Origin of the sequence: Streptomyces shinuiensis, from assembly GCF_043660855.1 — a bacterium.
Taxonomy (GTDB): Bacteria; Actinomycetota; Actinomycetes; order Streptomycetales; family Streptomycetaceae; genus Streptomyces.
This window is the reverse complement of the sequence record NZ_JBIHML010000005.1, coordinates 1-16927: the sequence shown is the minus strand read 5'-3', so window position 1 is coordinate 16927 and position 16927 is coordinate 1. Positions and strand designations below refer to the sequence as shown.

Here is a 16927-nt window from a genome sequence, read left to right as displayed (position 1 = left end):
CAACTCCGGTCACGTGTTCGGATTCAAGTCGTGAGGTGGTGGGGTCATCTCGGCGCGGCGCCCGCCGTGCTGCAGGTGTCAGGGGTCTGGGGCGAGGAGGGTCAGCCGCAGGAGAGCGGCGGCGGCCAGGGCGACGGGGAGGGCATACCACCCTCGACGCAGCCGTCGGCTCTTGACGCCTGACCAGGTCAGCAGGGCGGAGGTGGCGGCAGCCACCAGGGTGAGGCCTGCCGGGACACTGGAGTGGGCGGCGGCGTCCCGCTCCCACGGGGAGGCGTGCCCGGCCGCGTACGCCAGGGCGACCAGGTACACCGCCACCAGGTGCAGCAGCACCAGGACGGCCGCGCTCAACGCGGCGCCGATGCGTCTGGCAATGAGACGTCGCTTGCCCAGCAGGTCGGTGGGGTTACTCATCGGCGCTCCTCGCTCCTGTCCCGGTGGCCGTGCCGTCCTTCGGCTGGCGGGAAGCAGACCTCAGGGCGGCCGCGGTCGCGCGGTGCGGCCAGGTTCGGGCTGCGGTCGGGGCGTGCCAGTAGCCGATCGGGGCGGTAATGGTGAAGCCCAGGGCGGTCAGGCAGTCGACGACCGGCTGGTGGTGGTCGGGGATGACCGCGCGGGCGGTGGCCGCGCCGAGGCGGTGGGCGGCCGCCACGGCGTGGGCGGCGGCCCGGCGGCCGGTGTCGAGCCGGTCGGGCGCCAGGGGTGGCCGGAGCAGGAGGTCGCCGAGGAGGGCTTCGGCCGGCTCGCCGGGGGCGGTGTGAGCCAAGGGATAGACCAGGGCGGCGGCCAAGAGGCGGCCGTCGTGGTTGTGAGCGAGGGTCAGGCAGTGGGAGGTGTAGCGCTCGTCGGCTTGCCAGCGGTCCCAGGCCCCGGTGGCCGCCGGGGCGGGTTCCTCGGGCCGGGCGGCGGCGTACAACAGCCCCAGTGGCTCGGTCAGGTCCTCCCCGGGGCACGGAGCGCGTAGGGCCACTGTGGCGGGGCCGGCGGGCGCCGCCGGCAGGGGCAGGGTGGCTTTGAGGAGGGTGGCGCCGGCAGTGGGTTGCCAGCGGTGGCGGGTGAAGAAGGCGCCGGCAGCGGTGCGCTGGGCGGGGATCTCGGCGGTGGCCGCGGTGCCGGGGAAGGCGGCGAGCGGCTCAGCGAGGGTGTGAAGGAGCCGGGTGCCCAGGCCGCGGCGCTGGTGGGCGGGGTGGACCACCGGGCCCCACAGGCGCCCGGTCCCGCCGGGGGCGGGCGGGTGGCGCAGTGCCGCGGCCGCGATCAGTTCCCCACCGGTGGCGTGGACGGTGGCGAGCAGAGTGGGGGCGGCCGCCTCGCCGGGCGGGCGGAGCCGGGAGCGGACCAGGGCGGGGGTGATGGGGCGCTGGTCGGGCCAGCCGTGGATGCAGGCGTAGCCGAGGGCGGCGAGCTGGTCGTCCAGGCCGGTGCCGGGACGGTAGGCGGCGAGCCGGGGGGCGGGGTAGGTCATGGCAGGCTCCGGGGAGCTCGGGCGGCGATGCCGACGCAGGCACTGCCCTGCCCAGCGCGCACGGTGGGAGCCAGGGCGAGCGCGAGAGTGGGCGGGGTGCGGCGCAGGCAGCAGCGCACGTCGCCGAACACGGCCGTGAAGGCGGCGCGGACCTGGCCGGGGGCAGCGAAGGGGCTGGGCCGGGAGGGGCGGGTGAGGATCTGGCCGGCCAGGTCGCGCCGCTGGTCGGCGGGCGCCGGCCACAGGGCGCGGGCGGTGGCGGCCTGGAGACGGCGGCCGATGCGGTCGTACTCCAGCACTCCGGCCGCTCCGGCGATCCGGGCGGTGTAGAGGACGAGCCCGCCGGGGGCCAGCAGGTCGGCCAGCCGGGCCAGGAGGGCGGCGCGGTCGCCGGGGGTGGGCAGCAGGGACAGCAGCCCATCGGTGACGATCACGTCGTACGGTCCGGCGCATCCGGTCAGGGCCGGGGCGCGGTCCAGCCCGGTGGTGAGCGTGATACCGGTCCGGCGGGCATAGGCGGCGGCCAGGTGCAGCGGAGTGGGGCAGGCGTCGATCAGGTGCACCTCCAACTGCTCGGGGGGCAGGAGGCGGGCCAGGGTGGCGAGCATCGCCTCATCCGAGGCGCCGCAGATCAGTACCCGCACCCGGCCGTGTGCGGGCAGGGGATGGGTGGTCAGGGCGCGGCGGTAGAAGCCGGTGTGCCAGCCGGGGTGCCCCTTCAGCCCGGCACGGCGGAAGATGCGCCAGCTCGCGTGGTAGGCGAAACAGCGCTCGGTGCAGTGGCGGCGGGCGGTGGCCACGACCGCGGGCAGCGTCAACGAGAAGGGCATGGGGGCGGTCACCTCACGGCTCGCGGTGGGCGATCAGGTGGAACAGGCGGGCGATGTCCCGGTACGGGGAACGGCGTCCGGCCTCCCATTCCAGGTCGAGGATCTCGGCGAAGTCGGCGCCGACCGGCTCCTCACCGAGGTGGTCGGTGAAGCACCGCACCCCGTACCAGGCGACCGTGGTCACCTGCTGGTCGGCCAGCCAGTCCTGGAGGGCGGCGCGCGGGGTGCCGCGGCTGACCGCGCCCAGCCGGCCGGTCTCGGCCTGGTCGGTCAGCGCGCGGCGGGCGTCGGCCCAGCGCCGCTCCAGTGCCGGCCGCATCGCCATCGCCTCGGCCGATTTGGCCAGGATCGAGAGCATTCCGCCGGGGCGGGTGCAGGCGGCCAGCGCCTCCACCAGCGGGGCGGGATCCTCCAGATACATCAGCACCCCGTGGCACAGCACCGCGTCCCAGCCGGTCCCGGCCAGGCGGGGGGCGTCCTCGCCGCGGCCGTGAAGGAGGCGGAGCGTGCCGGCCGTGTCCTCGGAGCGGGCGGCCCAGGCGTGTTCGGCGCGGGTCAGCATGGCCGGGTCGGGGTCGAGGATGGTGACGTGGTGGCCGCGCGCGGCCAGGGCGCGGGCCTGGATGCCGCTGCCGCCGCCAACGTCCAGGATCCGCTGGGGCCGGGCGGGCAGGTGGTGGGCCAGGGCGCGGGTGACCAGGGCGTGCCGCAGGGCGCCGCGCAGGTCTTCGCTGTGCTCGGTGTAGGAGGCGGCGAGATCGCCGCCGGTGGTCCAGGAGTTCACGCAGAGGTCTCCGTCAGCAGGTCGTGGAACAGGTCGGGGTGTTGGTAGACGAGGCGGATGGACAGGTAGCGGCCGCCGGCCAGCAGGTCGGCCAGCGGCCGCCACGCTGCTTCTGAGGGCAGGCCGTAGCGGGCGCGCTGCTTCAGGTGCAGCAGCCCGGTCAGACGCTCCTCGAAAAAGGCCTGATCGCGGGGGAGTGGCGCGCCGAGCCACTGCTCGGCGGCGAGGCGGGGCAGCAGTTCCCACACCACGGTGGCCCTCTCATGCCCGTGGGGCGGCCGGGCGGCCCACACCAGGTGCGGCAGCCGCACCGCCTTGTCTGGGACCGGCGGCGGAGCAAGGCCGGGGCTGCAGGGCCCGACCGGACGGCCGTCGCGGCAGGCGGTGAGGTGGTCGGCGAAGGCCAGTGCCAGCCCGATCTCGTGCGGGACCGCTCCCCCGGGGCGGGCAGGGAAGGCCACCGCACCAGAGGGTGAGGCGGATGCGGCCAGGGCGCGCTGCGCGGCCTCGGCCACGCCGTAGCAGGGGATCCACCACACCGCGGTCTCGGTACGGGGCCGGAACCCGGCCATGTCGGCGCCCTCCGGTGCCTGGTCGCAGGCGACCGCGTAGCCGGGGCCGGTCCGCGCATCGCGCAGGATCAGGCCGAGGTCGGCCAGGGCGAAGCGCCGCTCGCCGGTCACCGGCTGCCCTCCTGGGGGCCGAAACGGGTGTAGTAGCGCTCCAGCAGCCCGCTGCCCTCCAGCACCTGGTCGGTGCGCGCCACGTTGTGCCCGGCGGTGAAGCCGTGACCGTCGGCGGCGAGCGTGGCCGCGCCGACGATCAGGGAGGCCAGCACCAGGTCGGCGTACTTGTTGGGCAGCGACTCGGCGTAGTGGAAGTTGATCGGGTAGCCGTCGGCGATCACCGTGGCGGTGATCTGCTGCGGCAGGTGGAGACGGAACCCCAGCCGGCCGGCGTCGCTGACGGCGGTGGCGGCCTGCCGCATCTCCTCCAGCGCGAACTCCCGGTCGCGGGAGGTGACCGACACCAGGTAGCAGTCGCGGTGCAGGGAGGCGGTGTGCTCACCGGACAGAGAGGTCCGGCCGGTGGAGCCGACGATGAGCAGCGGCCGGTGCTCCTCCAGCAGCTCGGTGACTACCGGGCCGGTGGTGAACCCGTGCTCCATCGCCGCCACCAGCGCGGCGGTGGAGCGGTCGTGGACGGCCACCCGCATGCGGCGGGTGCGCAGCACCTCGGCGAGCTGGGCGCCGATCCGCCCGAACCCCAGCACCAGAGCCGCCTGACCTTCGAACTTCTCCTGCGGGAGCAGCCGGACCAGGTTGCGCCAGGCCGCGTCCGCGATCCCGTACGGCTCGATCGTGGCCTTCAGCTGGGACTGCGCGACGGAGAACACCGGCACCGGCAGCCGGTCGCCGTAGGGCTGGAGTTTGGTGATGCCGGACATGGTCTGCTCCACCAGCCCGCAGAAGATATCCAGCAGGTCAGGGCGCTGCTCGATCAGCACCGGCAGGGTGTAGCCGCCGTCGTCGACCAGCAGGCCGCGCAGCCCCATCTCCCGGGCCCGCCGCGTGTGGTCTGCCAGCGCGTCGGCGGCCTGCTCCCACGGCCACACCCGCACCCCCAGCGCGGCCAGATGCGCGTCGACCCGGGCGGTGTGCAGGTAGCGGTAGCCCTTGTCGAGCACCGTGATGGCCTGGGCCGGCACGCCCAGCCGCATCACGGCGTCGACCAGCACCAGGAAATCCGACATGTGGTGGACGGTCAGCACCGGAGCGATACCGGTCAGGGCGCCGGAGGGCAGGTGCTCGGGCAGGTGGTGGGTGAGCGGCATCTGCCCGGCTAGCTCCGCGCACTCCAGTGCCGTGAACGGTATCCGCTCCACCGCGCCCATCAGCCGGTCGGCGGTCTCCTGGGGCAGTCGGCCGGAGTCCTCCAGCAGGACGGTGAGCTGAACGGTGCCGGCTGGGCGGGAGCGGGGCTGGGCCGGCGGCCCGGCCAGGACACGGAGGCGGGCCCCGTCGGCCAGGTGCGCGGTCAGGCCGCCGGGCATCGGCTCCACCGCGGCGACCGGCACCACCTGCCCGATGGCGTCCATCACCTGCCCGGGCAGGGCCGGGACGTCCTGCGGGTGGGTGCGGACCTCGACGGTGTGCACCGGGACGGTGGGCCGGGGCGCGGCGGGGCCGGGCTGGCGCGGGATGGCCGCGACGGCGGGCGGAGTGTGGGCGACAGAGCTCATCAGGCGGGCTGCTCTCTGGGCGTCAGGCGCACGGTCAGGGTCAGGGCGGCGTGGTCGCTCAATCCCTCCCGGCGCGGGGTGTGGTCGTAGGCGCAGTGGGTGATCTGGTCGCGGTGGCCGGTGGTGACGAAGGCGTGGTCGAAGCGGAAGCCGTTCCCGGAGCGGCCGAACCAGGAGTGGTCGGCCGCCTGCGGGTGCAGGTGCCGGAAGGCGTCGGTCAGGCCGGCGGCGGCGAAGGAGTCGTAGAAGGCGTACTCCCACGCCCCGAACACCGCGTGGTGCGGGGTGTGGCCGGGCTCGACCACGTTGAGGTCGCCGGCGACGATGACCAGTCCGCCGCACTCCTTCACCAGGGCGGGGAGCGCGGCGGTGACCGCCTCCTGGAAGGCGCGCTTGGCCTCGTTGCGGCGCTGTTTCGGTCCGCGGGAGGGCACGTACAGGCCCAGCAGACCGAGGGTGTGGCCGCCGATCGTGATGGCGGCGGCCGGCGCGCGGTGCGGCAGGTACTCCACCGTGCTGGGCAGCGCGCGCATCGTGGCGGTGCGGGAGGCCAGCACGGTGCGGTAGTCCGGGGCGGCGGGTCTGGGTTCGAGCATGGTGGCGTATCCGTGGTCGGTGAGGGCCTGGATGAGGGCGCCCCCGCCGGCGGTGGAGCTGACTTCGGTGAGGACGACCAGGTCGGCGCGGTCCTGGGCGGCGATCCACGCCACCTGGCGGCGGGCGCGGGCCGGGGCGGCGTGCTGGGTGTTGAACAGCAGCACCTGCGCGGTATCCGTGGCGCCCGGGCGGGGCGGGGCGCCGGGGTTCAGGAGGGACAGCTGCCGGTCTGCGGTGGTCATCGCTCGGTGCCCTTCTCGTCGACGAAGACCTCGGTGTGGGCGTCCAGGGCCTGCTGGAGGCGGCCGGTGATCTGGCTGATGAAGGCCAGGTCGTCGGCGGTGAGCTCGGCGTCGAGGGGAGCGAGGTTCTCGGCGGTCTGTTCGGGGCGGGTGAAGCCCACCAGGACGGCGGCATGGTCGGCCTGGTGGAGGCAGTAGTGCACGAAGACGCGGGCCAGCTGCCCGGGCGCGTGGCCGAAGCGGTCCCGCAGCGGCGCCAGGTGGTCGTGGATGATCGCCAGGGCGCCCGGGGTGAACCAGGCCTTGCGCAGCCGGTGGTCCCCAACGCCGAAGACCGGTGGCTGGCCGGGGTGGTGCTTGCCGGTCAGCAGGCCCTGCGCGAGGGGCTTGTTGACCAGCACGCTCGCCCCCATCGAGGCGGCCAGGGCGAAGATGTCCGGCCGCCCGCCGGCCGGGGGCGGGGTGAGCGCGTTGAACCGGGCCGCCAGGTAGTCCGGCCGGATCACCTCGGCCAGGTGCGCGAACCGGGCGTACTTGTCGTCGCGCTGCTGCTTGGGGACGGTCAGGCGCTCAGTCGCGAAGCGGTGCGGGCCGCGCATCCCGATGGTCTTGATCAGCCCTTCGCGCTGGAAGGCACGCATCTGCGCAACGGCCGGCTCCAGGTAGCGGTCGTCGGGGCCGAAGTCGGAGTGGTGGAAGAAGTAGATGTCCAGGTAGTCGGTGCGCAGGTTCTCCAAGCTGGTCTCCAGCTGGCGGCGCATCGCCGCAGGCAGGTAAGAGTGGCGCGGTGCCGCGGAAGTAGCCGACCTTGCTGGAGAGCACCAGGCTCTCCCGGGGCACGGTGGCGGCGAAGTCCCCGATGATCCGCTCGGAGTGCCCGTGGCCGTACACGTCCGCGGTGTCGATCAGGTTCGCCCCCCGCTCGTAGGCCACCTCCAGGCCGCGGCGGGAGGCGGCGTCGTCGGCGGTGGACCACCCCATCGGCAGCCCGAGGTTGTGGCCGGGCCCGCCCAGGGCCCAGCCGCCGACCCCGATCGGGTGCACGCGCAGTCCGCCGGCCAGCGTGCGGCGCGGCACACCGGGTGACGCAGTACCCACAACGATCACCTCTTTCTTCTCTTTCCATCACAAACAGGGGCGAGAGTGGAGCGGGAGTGGCTAAGGTGCCGGACGTGACAGACACAACACCCCGCCACCGAGCTGGATTTGACCGCGATCACGCGGAAGGGCTGGGCCGACCGCGGCGACTTCTCCGACGCCGAGTTCGCCCGCGCGACCGCCTTCTACAACGCGATGCGCACCCACGACGAGCGGCTGCACCGCGTGCGGGCCGCCGCCGCGGACCGGATCGAGCAGTGGACCGGCCACGCCCCCCGCGACGTCGGCTCCTTCGGCACCCGGCTGAACCTGGAAACCTCCGACCTCGACCTGGGCATCGGCTACCCGGTCGAAGACCGCGACCGGCTCAAGGAGGCCCTGGCCAGCCACACCACCTTCCTCGGCGAGCGCCAGACCAGCTTTGCCACCTCCCGCCTGGTCTTCTCCTTCACCCTCGACGGCATCGAGATCGACCTCAGCGCCCTGACGGTCGACGACTTCACCGTCGCCTGCCGGATGCTGGACCAGATCGACCAGACCATGACTCGCGAAGAGCGCATCGCCCACACCTGGGTCAAGCACCTGCTGCGCTCCTCGGGCCGGCTGGAGGAGTACGCGGCCTGGAAGCTGGTCACCTACGCCCGCTTCTGCGACGAGTTCAACTGGGTGCCGATCCCGGAGAAGACCGGAGCCTGATCCAGCCGGTGCCCCGCCCGGTCGGCGGGGCACCGGCACCCGCTCACGTGCCACAGGGGTCCGCCGCGTTGATCAGGTACCACGCCGCGGCCAACTCCCACCGCTGGTGTTCCCGGCGCAGCATCACCGCCTGGTCGCCGCGCAGCTGCCGCCCGACCCGGTCCACCACCGGCGCCATCTGGCCGCGCAGCACCTCCACCCGCGCCTCCAGCGCCGTCTGGATCCGGCTCGACAGCTCCCCGGCACCGGGGCGGCCCGGCGCGAAGCCCTCGATGGCGGCGATCATGTCGCCGAGCACCGCGTACGCGGCGTCCTTGAGCACCACCCGGGCCTGCCGCACCGCGTGCCGGGGGGCGCCGTCGAGGACCTTCTCCAGGCTCTTGAGGGTGTAGTCCAGCGCGAAGTGCCGGTCGATCCACCGCTGCGCCCAGCTACTGGCCACCCCGATCCGCCAGTCGGCGTACCGGCACGCCACCCGCCCCATCAGCGGCTCCACCTCACCAGTCAGCCCGGCCCGCTCCGCAGTGCGGGTGTAGGCGGCGCCGACGAGGCACTCCATGGACACCAGCATGTAGGAGATCCCGGTGTGCAGCGGCCGCCCGGCGGCGTGCTCGGCGACCCACGCGGCATCGCGCACCCCGCGCACCACCTCCACCGCCGGCAGGCCGGGCTGAGGGCGCAGCAGCAGGTCGGTGCGGCCCTGGAAGGCGTAGGTGGCCTTCAGCTCCGCCAGGCTCATCAGCGGATCGAAGGTGATGTAGGTGTAGCGGGTCGGAATGCCCAGCACGGACAGCGTCCGGATCGCCAGCGCGTTCTGCTCGCCGCTGGTCTCCTTGTTGAACCGGTCCAGGACAGAGTCGACGCCGGACTCGACACCGAACAGCATCCGCCGCAGCCCCCGCGCGAGCAGTGTGCGCCACATCTGCGCCCGCTCCACATGCCAGTCCTCATCCCGGCCGAGGTCGGCCACCTGGTCGACACGGCAGCTGGACTCCCACCGGAAGCCGGCACCGTGCACCAGACGGGCCAGCTCAAGCACCCGCTCCACCGCCCCGTCGCCGCGGCCGATGATCTCCTCATCCACCAGGTACAACGTCCGCGAGACGTCGGGGTAGCGGTCGAAGACGGCCCGCATCTGCTCCAGCATCCACGGCAGCTTCTGCGGGGCGGCGCCGGCCCAGCTGCCCTTGTGGCCCCGCGGGCAGAAGCTGCAGAAGTTCGTGCAGCCCCGGCTGGTCTCCAGTTGGGCGACGCCGTGGTGCTCGAACGTGGCGGGCAGCAGATCGAGCTCGGGCAGGATGTCATCGGCGGTCTCGCGGGCGACGGGCTTGGCCGTCCGGCGTGGCCGGCCGATGGCCAGGGCCCCGCCGCGTGCGGCGCCGTTGAATCCCAGGCCGGGCACCTCGCTGCGGTCGAGGTCGCCGTGCCAGTGGGCCAGCAGCCCCTCGGCGGTGGCCTCGCCGCTGCCCCGGGCGACCAGCAGATCCGGGTAGCGCTCCAGCAGCAGGCCCTCGTTGCGGGCGGTCAGGCTGCCCCCGACCACGACCATCGGCGGGGCCGGCAGCGCGAACGCCGCATCCAGCAGCGCGGTCATCAGATCGTGCTGCCCGAACGTCGCCGAGATGCCCAGGATGTCCGGCGGGGCGGCGGTGATCTGCTCGGCCAGACCCTCCAGGGTGGCGCCTAACTGCATGTCGGTCAGGGTCACGCGTGCCCATGAGAGTGCTCCGCGCGGCCCGCGCCACATCGGAGATCCCAGCGGAATGCGGGGCAGCGGGAAAGGTGCTCGGGGTGGGTGAGAGCGCGGCCAGCAGCACCGATCCGGGCTCGCTCTCCGGCCGCTCCGCGCGCCTCGTCTGTGAGCAGGACCGGCGACAGGCCCCACGAGTCGGGGATCGGCGATACTCCGACCCGGCGCCGGTCCCGCCGGCCAGGCGACGGGTGCCGTGCGGTCAGGCGCGGACAGCAGTCAGCACGCCTCCAGCCGTCGCCACCGCCCGGCCTCCTGCAGCCGTCACCAGAACGTCGCGTCACAGCGTGCCCGCCACCGCACCCGCGCCGCCTGTGCGCCGCCGCAGGGTTGCTTCCTCCTAAGGCGGGGTACGCCAGGCGGCCGGATCGATCAGCAGCGACGTCCAGCGCCTGTATGTCGGCGGTCCGTCCAGTGGCGCTGTCCGGGCAGGCGGCCCGTACAGCGCCACGCCGTCGCCGACCGGAATGGTCGACCGTCTCGTTCGTACCACGTCATACCTCCTGCGTTGAAAGAAGGGGGATGTGTTTCGCTGACCGCCCGGTCCACGAAAAGGCAGGCGATGAGTCGGGCCCCGAAATCGGCAAACAGAAGTGAGGGAGCTATGCGGCAGAGGGCACTCCGCGTCGAAACCCTGGCCTACGGCCCGGTGGCTCCCGCTCGGCGCCGTATTTCCGGAGCCACGGAGATCGTGGGCGATGGCACAGACGCTGTCCTGGGATGCTCGAAGAACAGCACCGCTGCCTCACGCGAACCGACGTGCCCGCTTCGCAGAGAGGAGCGCGGAGAGGACAGTGCTCCTCCGTAGGCGCCCGAGGCGGTCAGCCGCAGGGCGTGATCGATCAGGAGGGACGTGGGCCTGAACCTGCGGAAGTTGCCCAACCTGGCGTCCCAGCCGGGCAGTCCCACTCCGTCACGCGAGGCGCAGTCCGCAGGTCGTGCGGAGCAGAGCAGCTTCCGAAGAGCCGCCGGCCTCCTGCCACGCGGCCGATCAGTCGCCAGGTCGGCGGCCAGCCAGAAGGAGCAGCCAGGATGAAGGCGCCCTCGTCGCCTCCAGGCCCGTTCCAGCCCGCGTGCTCGCCCGAGGTCGGGTTGTAGCCGCAGCACGAACCGTCCGGTGTGACAGCTCGCCGCTGGATGGCCGTCGATCAAGGGCCGATGACCCGCTTGTCGTCGGGCAGGAAGCCCACCTGGCGGGATTCCAAGCGGCAGGGAGGCGTCCAGGCTCTTGGGAACCCGTAAGGACTGGGTGAAGGTGTTGCGCTCGGGTCGTAGCCCTGGTCTCGCAGACGTCGCCGGGTGTATCTCGTCGGCGCACGCGGCCGCCACCGCTCCAGCCGGGGCCGTCCGCGTCGCCCGGACTCGATCAGGCGGAGCGTGCGGGTCCACCGCCGTCCAGGCCATGACCTCATGGAGGGACGAAGTGAACGGCGCGGGGCCGCGCACCTCCCATATTCCCCTCGTCCGGCTCCAGTCCAGTGCTGCATCGAGGTAGGTGATTGAGTTCGGTCTGCAGCGGAACGGCGGCGCGTCTCCTGAGGGCTCAGCCCTGCCTGGCGGGCCAGGTGCAGGGCTCCGATGACCCTCGCACGTAGAGCGGTTCGAGCATCGGAGCTGGGAGGCGGCGGCCGTTTGCCGAGCCCGTCAGCCGGCTGGGACGTTCTCGTAGCGGGCAGCCAGGACAGCTCGTCTCGGCCCAGCTCGCGCTCGCCGGCGATTGCCGTACCATTGATCTTGCAGGTTCTCCGGGTCCGGCGACCGCGCGCTGCAGCCAGGCCGCCAGGCCTACCGCTCGCTACGGTAGCACGGGTGCGCGGCAGCGACGACAGGGTGATCGCCCGCGTCGCCGCAGCCAGGTAAAGCGGTAGTCCAGTGCCGCACACCGCCGATGTGCTTCGGGCAGCGAGGGTGGTGGGCCCGACGATGCCGCCGTCGGCGCGTAGGTGAGCGCCTTGAGCCGTATCAGGGAGCGACCACCGCTCCCGGTAGGGGCCTGTAGGTGCACTGGCGCACCAAGTCGCGCCAAAGTCCTCGGTCGCCGTCAGGCGACGCCTCCGGGCTCCGCCGGCGCCCGGGGGAAGCCTAGGTGCGAGGGCTGCCAGCCCTGAATTGGATCAGTCGCCACCCGTCGGCCCGCGCGACCGGTGAAGTCGGCGTAGGTGTCAGGTCCTCCCGTTAGGTGTCGGGCCTGCGGGAGTCCACCCCACACGGAATCGGGGGCCGGCGACGGCGGAACGGTCGGACCGTCCACCTGTGTGCAACCCACGGCACCACCCAGCGCGTAGGAGAACCGCCATCCGCAAGCGCCGAGCGCCATCGGCACCGCGGGCCGCTGGACGCCCTCCGACGATGCGGGATGCAGCTGCGGCGCGTTGGTAGGCTTCGCGCGGCGCATTCGAAGTCGATCACCGCACCGTCCCGCGCGGGGTGTCCTCCTGGAACTCGCAGACCAGGGAATCGCCCCGCCGGTAAGCAGCGGCGGCTGGCAGGCGCGGCTCCTGGCCGGCGGGGTAGGGCGGGGCCCCAGGCGCCAGAAGCCGTCTCCTCGGTGCCCATGAGCCACGGCGAAGGACGGCGTGCGAGTGCGAACCGGGGCAGACACAGCCGTGCCATCGAGCCCGTCCGGCCAGCCCAGGGGCGTCTGCCAATGTCCCCGATGAGTGGCGTAATCCTCGGATGCGGCCGGCCATGAAATTTCGTCCCGTTCGGTGCGGTGCGCTCCGGCCAGCCGTGGGCGGGGAAACGCAGGATGGAGAGTGTGCTGCGGCTCGGCCCGCAGCGCGGCAAAGGTGGTGCACGAGGGGCCGCGGCCTGTAGGGCCGCGCCGGGGGTTCGTCTTCAAGGCAGGGGCACTGTCGGGTGCCGATGGCGGACTGCATGCGCCGGAGTACCTCTCTGCCGTTCTCGTGCGGAGAGGAATGTCCGCCGGCCTTGCAGGCCGGCTCGGCGGGGCGACGCAACCGGGCGCGGACCAGCGTGCCAGACGGTGTCCGTTTCGGGGGGCCGGTTGCCCGCCGACGTGGTTCGAGACGGGTGTGCACGAGGGTGTCCGCGTTGTCTCGCCTGGCGTATCCAACATCAAGCCGTGACAGGGGTGGGGCTGCCGATGAATCCCCACCACACGGCGTTCCCCTGCGGGCCGAGGGTTGACGACGTGCGGTCGCCCCTCGCGCAGATCCAGCGGACGACCACTCCGTGCCCACGAGGTCGTTCGAGCCAGCCTACGCGACGGTGTACAGGTTTCCGGTCGAGTGCTGGCAAGCAGCCCGGACCGAGTGCGGACCCAGCAGTGCACGGCCGCGGATACGCACGTGTCGTCCCCCACCAACCCGAACGCACAGGGGACATTCCCTTCGTCGCGCCGCCTCGGCACCGGTAGACCCGCACGCGCAGCTGGGAGACTGGGGGGCGGCTGAGCAGGTCCGGTCGCTTTGCCAGCGGACTGTTGGCAATCTGGGCGTGACGCTCAGGACTGGTGGGAGGAGCGTCGCTGTCTGCCTGCCGTCACCCGACTGGTTCCCGGGCCGAATAGCCCCCTAGGCTGGCCCAAGCCGACCAGGTGAGCGTCTGGTGCTCGCAGCCCGCCCTTCTCCCGCAGATGAACCGCAGGCACCAAACAGAGACAACCGGCCTCACGTATCGCCAGTGGCACACCCGAGGCCGCGGCGTATGCGACGGTTCTCGGAGGTTCGGCGACGAGCCGGAGCAAGCACTGCAGCTCGAGCGCTGGTGAAGTCGAGGGTGCCGGCCGCGCCACTCATGGGCGGATCAATCTGCCGTATGGCGACGGACCACGGTGGGGATCTGGCGCATGACTGGTAGTGTGGCGTCTTTCCACCCGATGAGTTCAGGTGATCCGGTCACCGTATGCGGGCGCTTCACTCCAGCGTCTCGGCTGCTGCCGGGGCGGATGCTGCCGGGCCGGCGAATCAGCATGCGGCAACCTTCTGCTCGCGTGGAGCGCAGCGCCGGCGATCGTTCAGCGTCGGGTGAGCTTGGCGGGCATAGGCATCTTCCCTGGTGAAGTATTGAAAGCGGGCCGGGAGCGGGAGGCCAGGAGTGGCGCCTGCCGACGTGGCTCTGGCGGGCCAGCGCCAGGGACCGATCAGGAGGCGGGCTGCAGCGGCCACGCGCAAGGCTGGGTACCGGCCGAGCTGACCCACCATCCACGGCGTGGGTTGGAGGACCTCGCGGACCGGCATTCGGTGAAGCACGCGCCCGCACGCGGGGGACGACGGCCCCTTGAAGGCTTCAGGAGTGCAGTGCAGGCGAATTCAGTGCCTGCAGCCCACCCGACGAACCGTCACCGGCGTGGTGTGAAAGCGGCGCGACCGTCTACTCGGCGGCGAGGGGTGTGACGGTCTGCTCCATGAATCCAATAACCTCTATCGGTTCGTGCCTCCCGATGCCCCCGGAATCGGGCACCGGCAGAGGGGGCAAGCACCCGTTGCCGGCAGGCGGCTGCCAAGAAGACGAGATCGCGCGCTCGGCCCTGACCAAACAGTCAACCGGGCAGGCACTCTCTGCGCTACGGTGTGGGGAGGCGGATGGTATATCGGGTATACGGGGACGGTCTCTATGGCCAAGCGCACAACCCCGAACACCCAGCTCAAGCAGCTGAATCCGACTAGGCCGGGTGGACGTTATGCGGCCCGTCGCGAAGGCAGGTGCGGGTCGGTGGCCGCCGACGCAGCGGCGAGGACGGCTGCGGCCGACACAAGTCCACCCGTCGCAGGGCACTGGCTGTCGGGGCGCGTCCCGCGGGAACACCGGCCGCCCACCCTCGCCCTGGCGTTCGTCCACGGAAGCTGGGCCCCCCTCCACCGAGGAAGACCTTGGCCTGCCGGACACGGCGCCGGGGAGGGATCACGGATCGGCCTGGACTCCGGCCGATACCGGTGGACGAATCTGCTGGCGATGTGGCAGCACGAGTTGGAGCGGGCGACACAACTTCCTGAACCCGCGTAGCCCGTCACTCGGTTCGGCCCGCCGCCGCCCTGCCCGTCTCCCACGTGCGGGAGATGTCGCCCGCACCGCGCAGCGGCCCGCACCGGCCCCGCACCGTCATGCAGGGGCCCGACGTTCACCGCGCCGTGCGGACATGGGCGCGTTCTGTCGGAGATGGACGAGGCGCCACGGCGAATTCAGCACGGCCGCAGCGCCCCTTGTCCGGTACCTGTAGACGACTCCGCCCTGTGCCGGGGCCGGTTCCCGCACCGAAGAAGCCCGCCGCAGATGCTCTCGGCCGCCTCCCGGGCGTTGCAACCGCTGGGCTGGAAGGCCTTTGGACGCGCGGGACAGCAGGGCCTGCCCAGCCGCACTACCTCCAGTCCCTACGCCCTGGCCGCCGAGTCCCGGCATCACCGTGGCAACGACGTGTTCGTATTCGCGCACCATGGCCATGCAGCGGCTCAAGCTCTCCCCGGCCCGAGCACTGCCTGGCCGCTGGCCGAGGCACGGCCTGAAACCCCGGCCAAGGCAAGTGGGCGGCCAGAACCGAAGCGCTCATTCCGGTGTCGTCGACGCCCAATACGCTGGCCCAAGCCGGCAGGCCCCGCCCCGCCCTCCCGAGAGCCGACAGCGCTCGCGCCCTGCTGAGCCGCCGCGCGCAGGGACCGCGCGGACGAAGTTGCCCTTCTGGGCGCTGGCCTTGGGACCGCCGGAGGCGTCGCGTGCACTACGCGGCACGCGCAAGGTCTTCGTACTCTCGGCGACCACCACCGAGCCGCCTGCAACAGTACGCCCGCGCCGCCAGCAGCCGCCCGGCCGGCACCTACGCCCGCAGTTCGTCGCCCTGGAACCTGCGTCGCCGAAACGCCAGATGCAGCTCTGCAAGCAGGAGACGGATCGCAGCAGGCGTGCCGCCACCTGGAATCAGGCGAATGACCACATGGGACGGCGATGCAGTTCCGCCCCACCCGCCAAGGCGATCAAGAACCAATTTACGTCGCAAGCCTCAGCCGGTTACCGTGCCCGCGGCCTCCCCTGTGCCGCCGAAGCCTCGACGAAAACCCGCGCAGGCCGGTGTCCTGGCATTCCCTGACCGCGCGCCGGGCCTATGCCAAAGCTGATTCCCGTGCTCGGGCGCAGAGCTTAACACGGCCCCCGGTGGTACCCAATCGATGTCGGTGATCGAGTGACCCCTTCGCCGTTCCAGCATGAGGCGCACTGCGATAGCCGGATCCAGCCGTCCAGGCAGGCCCATCACCCGGTCATAGAAGTCCTGCGGCTCCAGCGCCGCGGCCTGTTTCCGTAGGAGTTGGCCGCGGATGCTGCGCACTGAACTTCTCCCAGGTCGAGCCTGGGCTTCGCGCCGGGAGCTGGAAGTGAACGCCGGCGGGCGCTTTGCATTCGGTGAAACCGATCGGTGAATGCCAACGAGACAGTGCAGCCTCAGCCGCTAGACGGACCTTCACTGGCCGATGTACAGTCGATCTCTGGCCTTGGCGACCCACTGCTGCCCATCCTAGCCAGGCCTGGGAGGCGCCGGCGGGGGAACGGAGAAGGCCGCAGCGACCGCCCTGTACATCAAGCCGGTAATGCCTCTGCAGCGAGCCGGTCAGCGTCCGACGTCAACATTCGCGAGCGTGCCTCATACGAGCCGGGCGTTCCCACCGGTCCGGAACTCCTCGCGTACCGGCCGGGAGGGCTTACGTGGACCGAGCGCATCGTAAGAGTGTGAGGTCGTGCTCGAAACGGACTGCGGCACCTCATGGACTGGAGGCCCCCTGGCGGCCAGAGCGGGTAGGCGGTGCTGAAGGGCGTCGCTGTGGGCAGCCGCGCACCAGTACAGGTCCGCAAGCGGATACGACCAACAGCCTACCGTACGTGGTTTTGCCTTTTTCAGGGTGCATCGCCGGTGTATTGCCTGCCTGGCTGCGGGGGCGATCGGACATCCGACGAGCGCCGGGCCAGCATCCTGTCTCCCCGTGTCCTTGGCGTCGGGATGCCATTCGGAGTGAATACGAGCCGACACCCCGGCACGGTGCCGGGCGCGCCTGTCTCCGGTCCTGTCTGGGCCGCGCCGTACGATCGAACCCGTTGAAGCGAAAGCGGATCGATTCCCTACGGATCTACTCCAGGCCGCCCGCACGGTTCCACCAGCGCGAACGGGAGCTTGCAGGCGCTGGGACCGCCCCGTTTTGTGGAAGATTGACCCCGAAGGCGTCCGCCGAGAACGCCAGGCCACGCTGCGGCACCAATGCGCGACCTCGCCGCAGCGC

General features: G+C 72.0%; 10 protein-coding genes and 1 pseudogene. 1 reads left to right on the top strand and 10 read right to left on the bottom strand.

Going from position 1 to position 16927, the window contains the following annotated elements:
• Window positions 1-78: 78 nt before the first annotated feature.
• From ACGRHY_RS28735 to ACGRHY_RS28695, 9 genes and pseudogenes are all read right to left on the bottom strand, one after another.
• The gene (locus tag ACGRHY_RS28735; protein ID WP_394638584.1) at window positions 79-414 is read right to left on the bottom strand and encodes a hypothetical protein; all 336 of its coding nucleotides are present in this window, start codon (window positions 412-414) and stop codon (window positions 79-81) included.
• Window positions 407-1465 (bottom strand): GNAT family N-acetyltransferase, encoded by a 1059-nt coding sequence (locus tag ACGRHY_RS28730; protein ID WP_394638583.1) that lies wholly within the window; start codon window positions 1463-1465, stop codon window positions 407-409. The genes ACGRHY_RS28735 and ACGRHY_RS28730 overlap by 8 nt, the downstream gene beginning before the upstream one ends.
• On the bottom strand, window positions 1462-2295 hold the full coding sequence (locus ACGRHY_RS28725; RefSeq protein ID WP_394638582.1) for a hypothetical protein: 834 nt from the start codon (window positions 2293-2295) through the stop codon (window positions 1462-1464). The genes ACGRHY_RS28730 and ACGRHY_RS28725 overlap by 4 nt, the downstream gene beginning before the upstream one ends.
• Window positions 2296-2308: 13 nt before the next feature.
• A complete protein-coding gene (locus ACGRHY_RS28720) occupies window positions 2309-3079 on the bottom strand; it encodes a methyltransferase domain-containing protein (protein ID WP_394638581.1) in 771 nt (256 codons plus the stop codon).
• Window positions 3076-3762 (bottom strand): hypothetical protein, encoded by a 687-nt coding sequence (locus ACGRHY_RS28715; protein WP_394638580.1) that lies wholly within the window; start codon window positions 3760-3762, stop codon window positions 3076-3078. The genes ACGRHY_RS28720 and ACGRHY_RS28715 overlap by 4 nt, the downstream gene beginning before the upstream one ends.
• Window positions 3759-5321: a Rossmann-fold NAD(P)-binding domain-containing protein gene (locus tag ACGRHY_RS28710; protein ID WP_394638579.1), complete on the bottom strand. Its 1563-nt coding sequence runs from the start codon at window positions 5319-5321 to the stop codon at window positions 3759-3761. Before ACGRHY_RS28710 ends, ACGRHY_RS28715 begins: the two co-directional genes overlap by 4 nt.
• The gene (locus tag ACGRHY_RS28705; protein WP_394638578.1) at window positions 5321-6160 is read right to left on the bottom strand and encodes an endonuclease/exonuclease/phosphatase family protein; all 840 of its coding nucleotides are present in this window, start codon (window positions 6158-6160) and stop codon (window positions 5321-5323) included. The genes ACGRHY_RS28710 and ACGRHY_RS28705 overlap by 1 nt, the downstream gene beginning before the upstream one ends.
• Entirely contained in the window at window positions 6157-6921 is a 765-nt protein-coding gene (locus ACGRHY_RS28700) for an aldo/keto reductase (protein ID WP_394638577.1), read from the bottom strand. Before ACGRHY_RS28700 ends, ACGRHY_RS28705 begins: the two co-directional genes overlap by 4 nt.
• Window positions 6922-7024: 103 nt before the next feature.
• A pseudogene (locus tag ACGRHY_RS28695) lies at window positions 7025-7141 on the bottom strand (aldo/keto reductase); the annotation flags it as partial.
• Between the two features lie 225 nt (window positions 7142-7366).
• On the opposite strand from ACGRHY_RS28695, the gene ACGRHY_RS28690 reads away from it, so the two are divergent.
• Complete coding sequence (locus ACGRHY_RS28690; protein WP_394638576.1) at window positions 7367-7954, top strand: hypothetical protein; 588 nt, start codon at window positions 7367-7369, stop codon at window positions 7952-7954.
• A gap of 43 nt (window positions 7955-7997) precedes the next feature.
• Here ACGRHY_RS28690 and ACGRHY_RS28685 read toward each other — a convergent pair whose 3' ends face one another.
• Window positions 7998-9662 carry a B12-binding domain-containing radical SAM protein gene (locus ACGRHY_RS28685; protein ID WP_394638575.1) on the bottom strand — a complete coding sequence of 555 codons (1665 nt, stop codon included), beginning with the start codon at window positions 9660-9662 and terminating at the stop codon, window positions 7998-8000.
• Window positions 9663-16927: the final 7265 nt, after the last annotated feature.

Bases quoted from the DNA above. Each gene is read 5' to 3' on its own strand.
- ACGRHY_RS28735 (WP_394638584.1), bottom strand. From the start codon at position 414: ATGAGTAACCCCACCGACCTGCTGGGCAAGCGACGTCTCATTGCCAGA.
- ACGRHY_RS28730 (WP_394638583.1), bottom strand. From the start codon at position 1,465: ATGACCTACCCCGCCCCCCGGCTCGCCGCCTACCGTCCCGGCACCGGC.
- ACGRHY_RS28725 (WP_394638582.1), bottom strand. From the start codon at position 2,295: ATGCCCTTCTCGTTGACGCTGCCCGCGGTCGTGGCCACCGCCCGCCGC.
- ACGRHY_RS28710 (WP_394638579.1), bottom strand. From the start codon at position 5,321: ATGAGCTCTGTCGCCCACACTCCGCCCGCCGTCGCGGCCATCCCGCGC.
- ACGRHY_RS28705 (WP_394638578.1), bottom strand. From the start codon at position 6,160: ATGACCACCGCAGACCGGCAGCTGTCCCTCCTGAACCCCGGCGCCCCG.
- ACGRHY_RS28700 (WP_394638577.1), bottom strand. From the start codon at position 6,921: ATGCGCCGCCAGCTGGAGACCAGCTTGGAGAACCTGCGCACCGACTAC.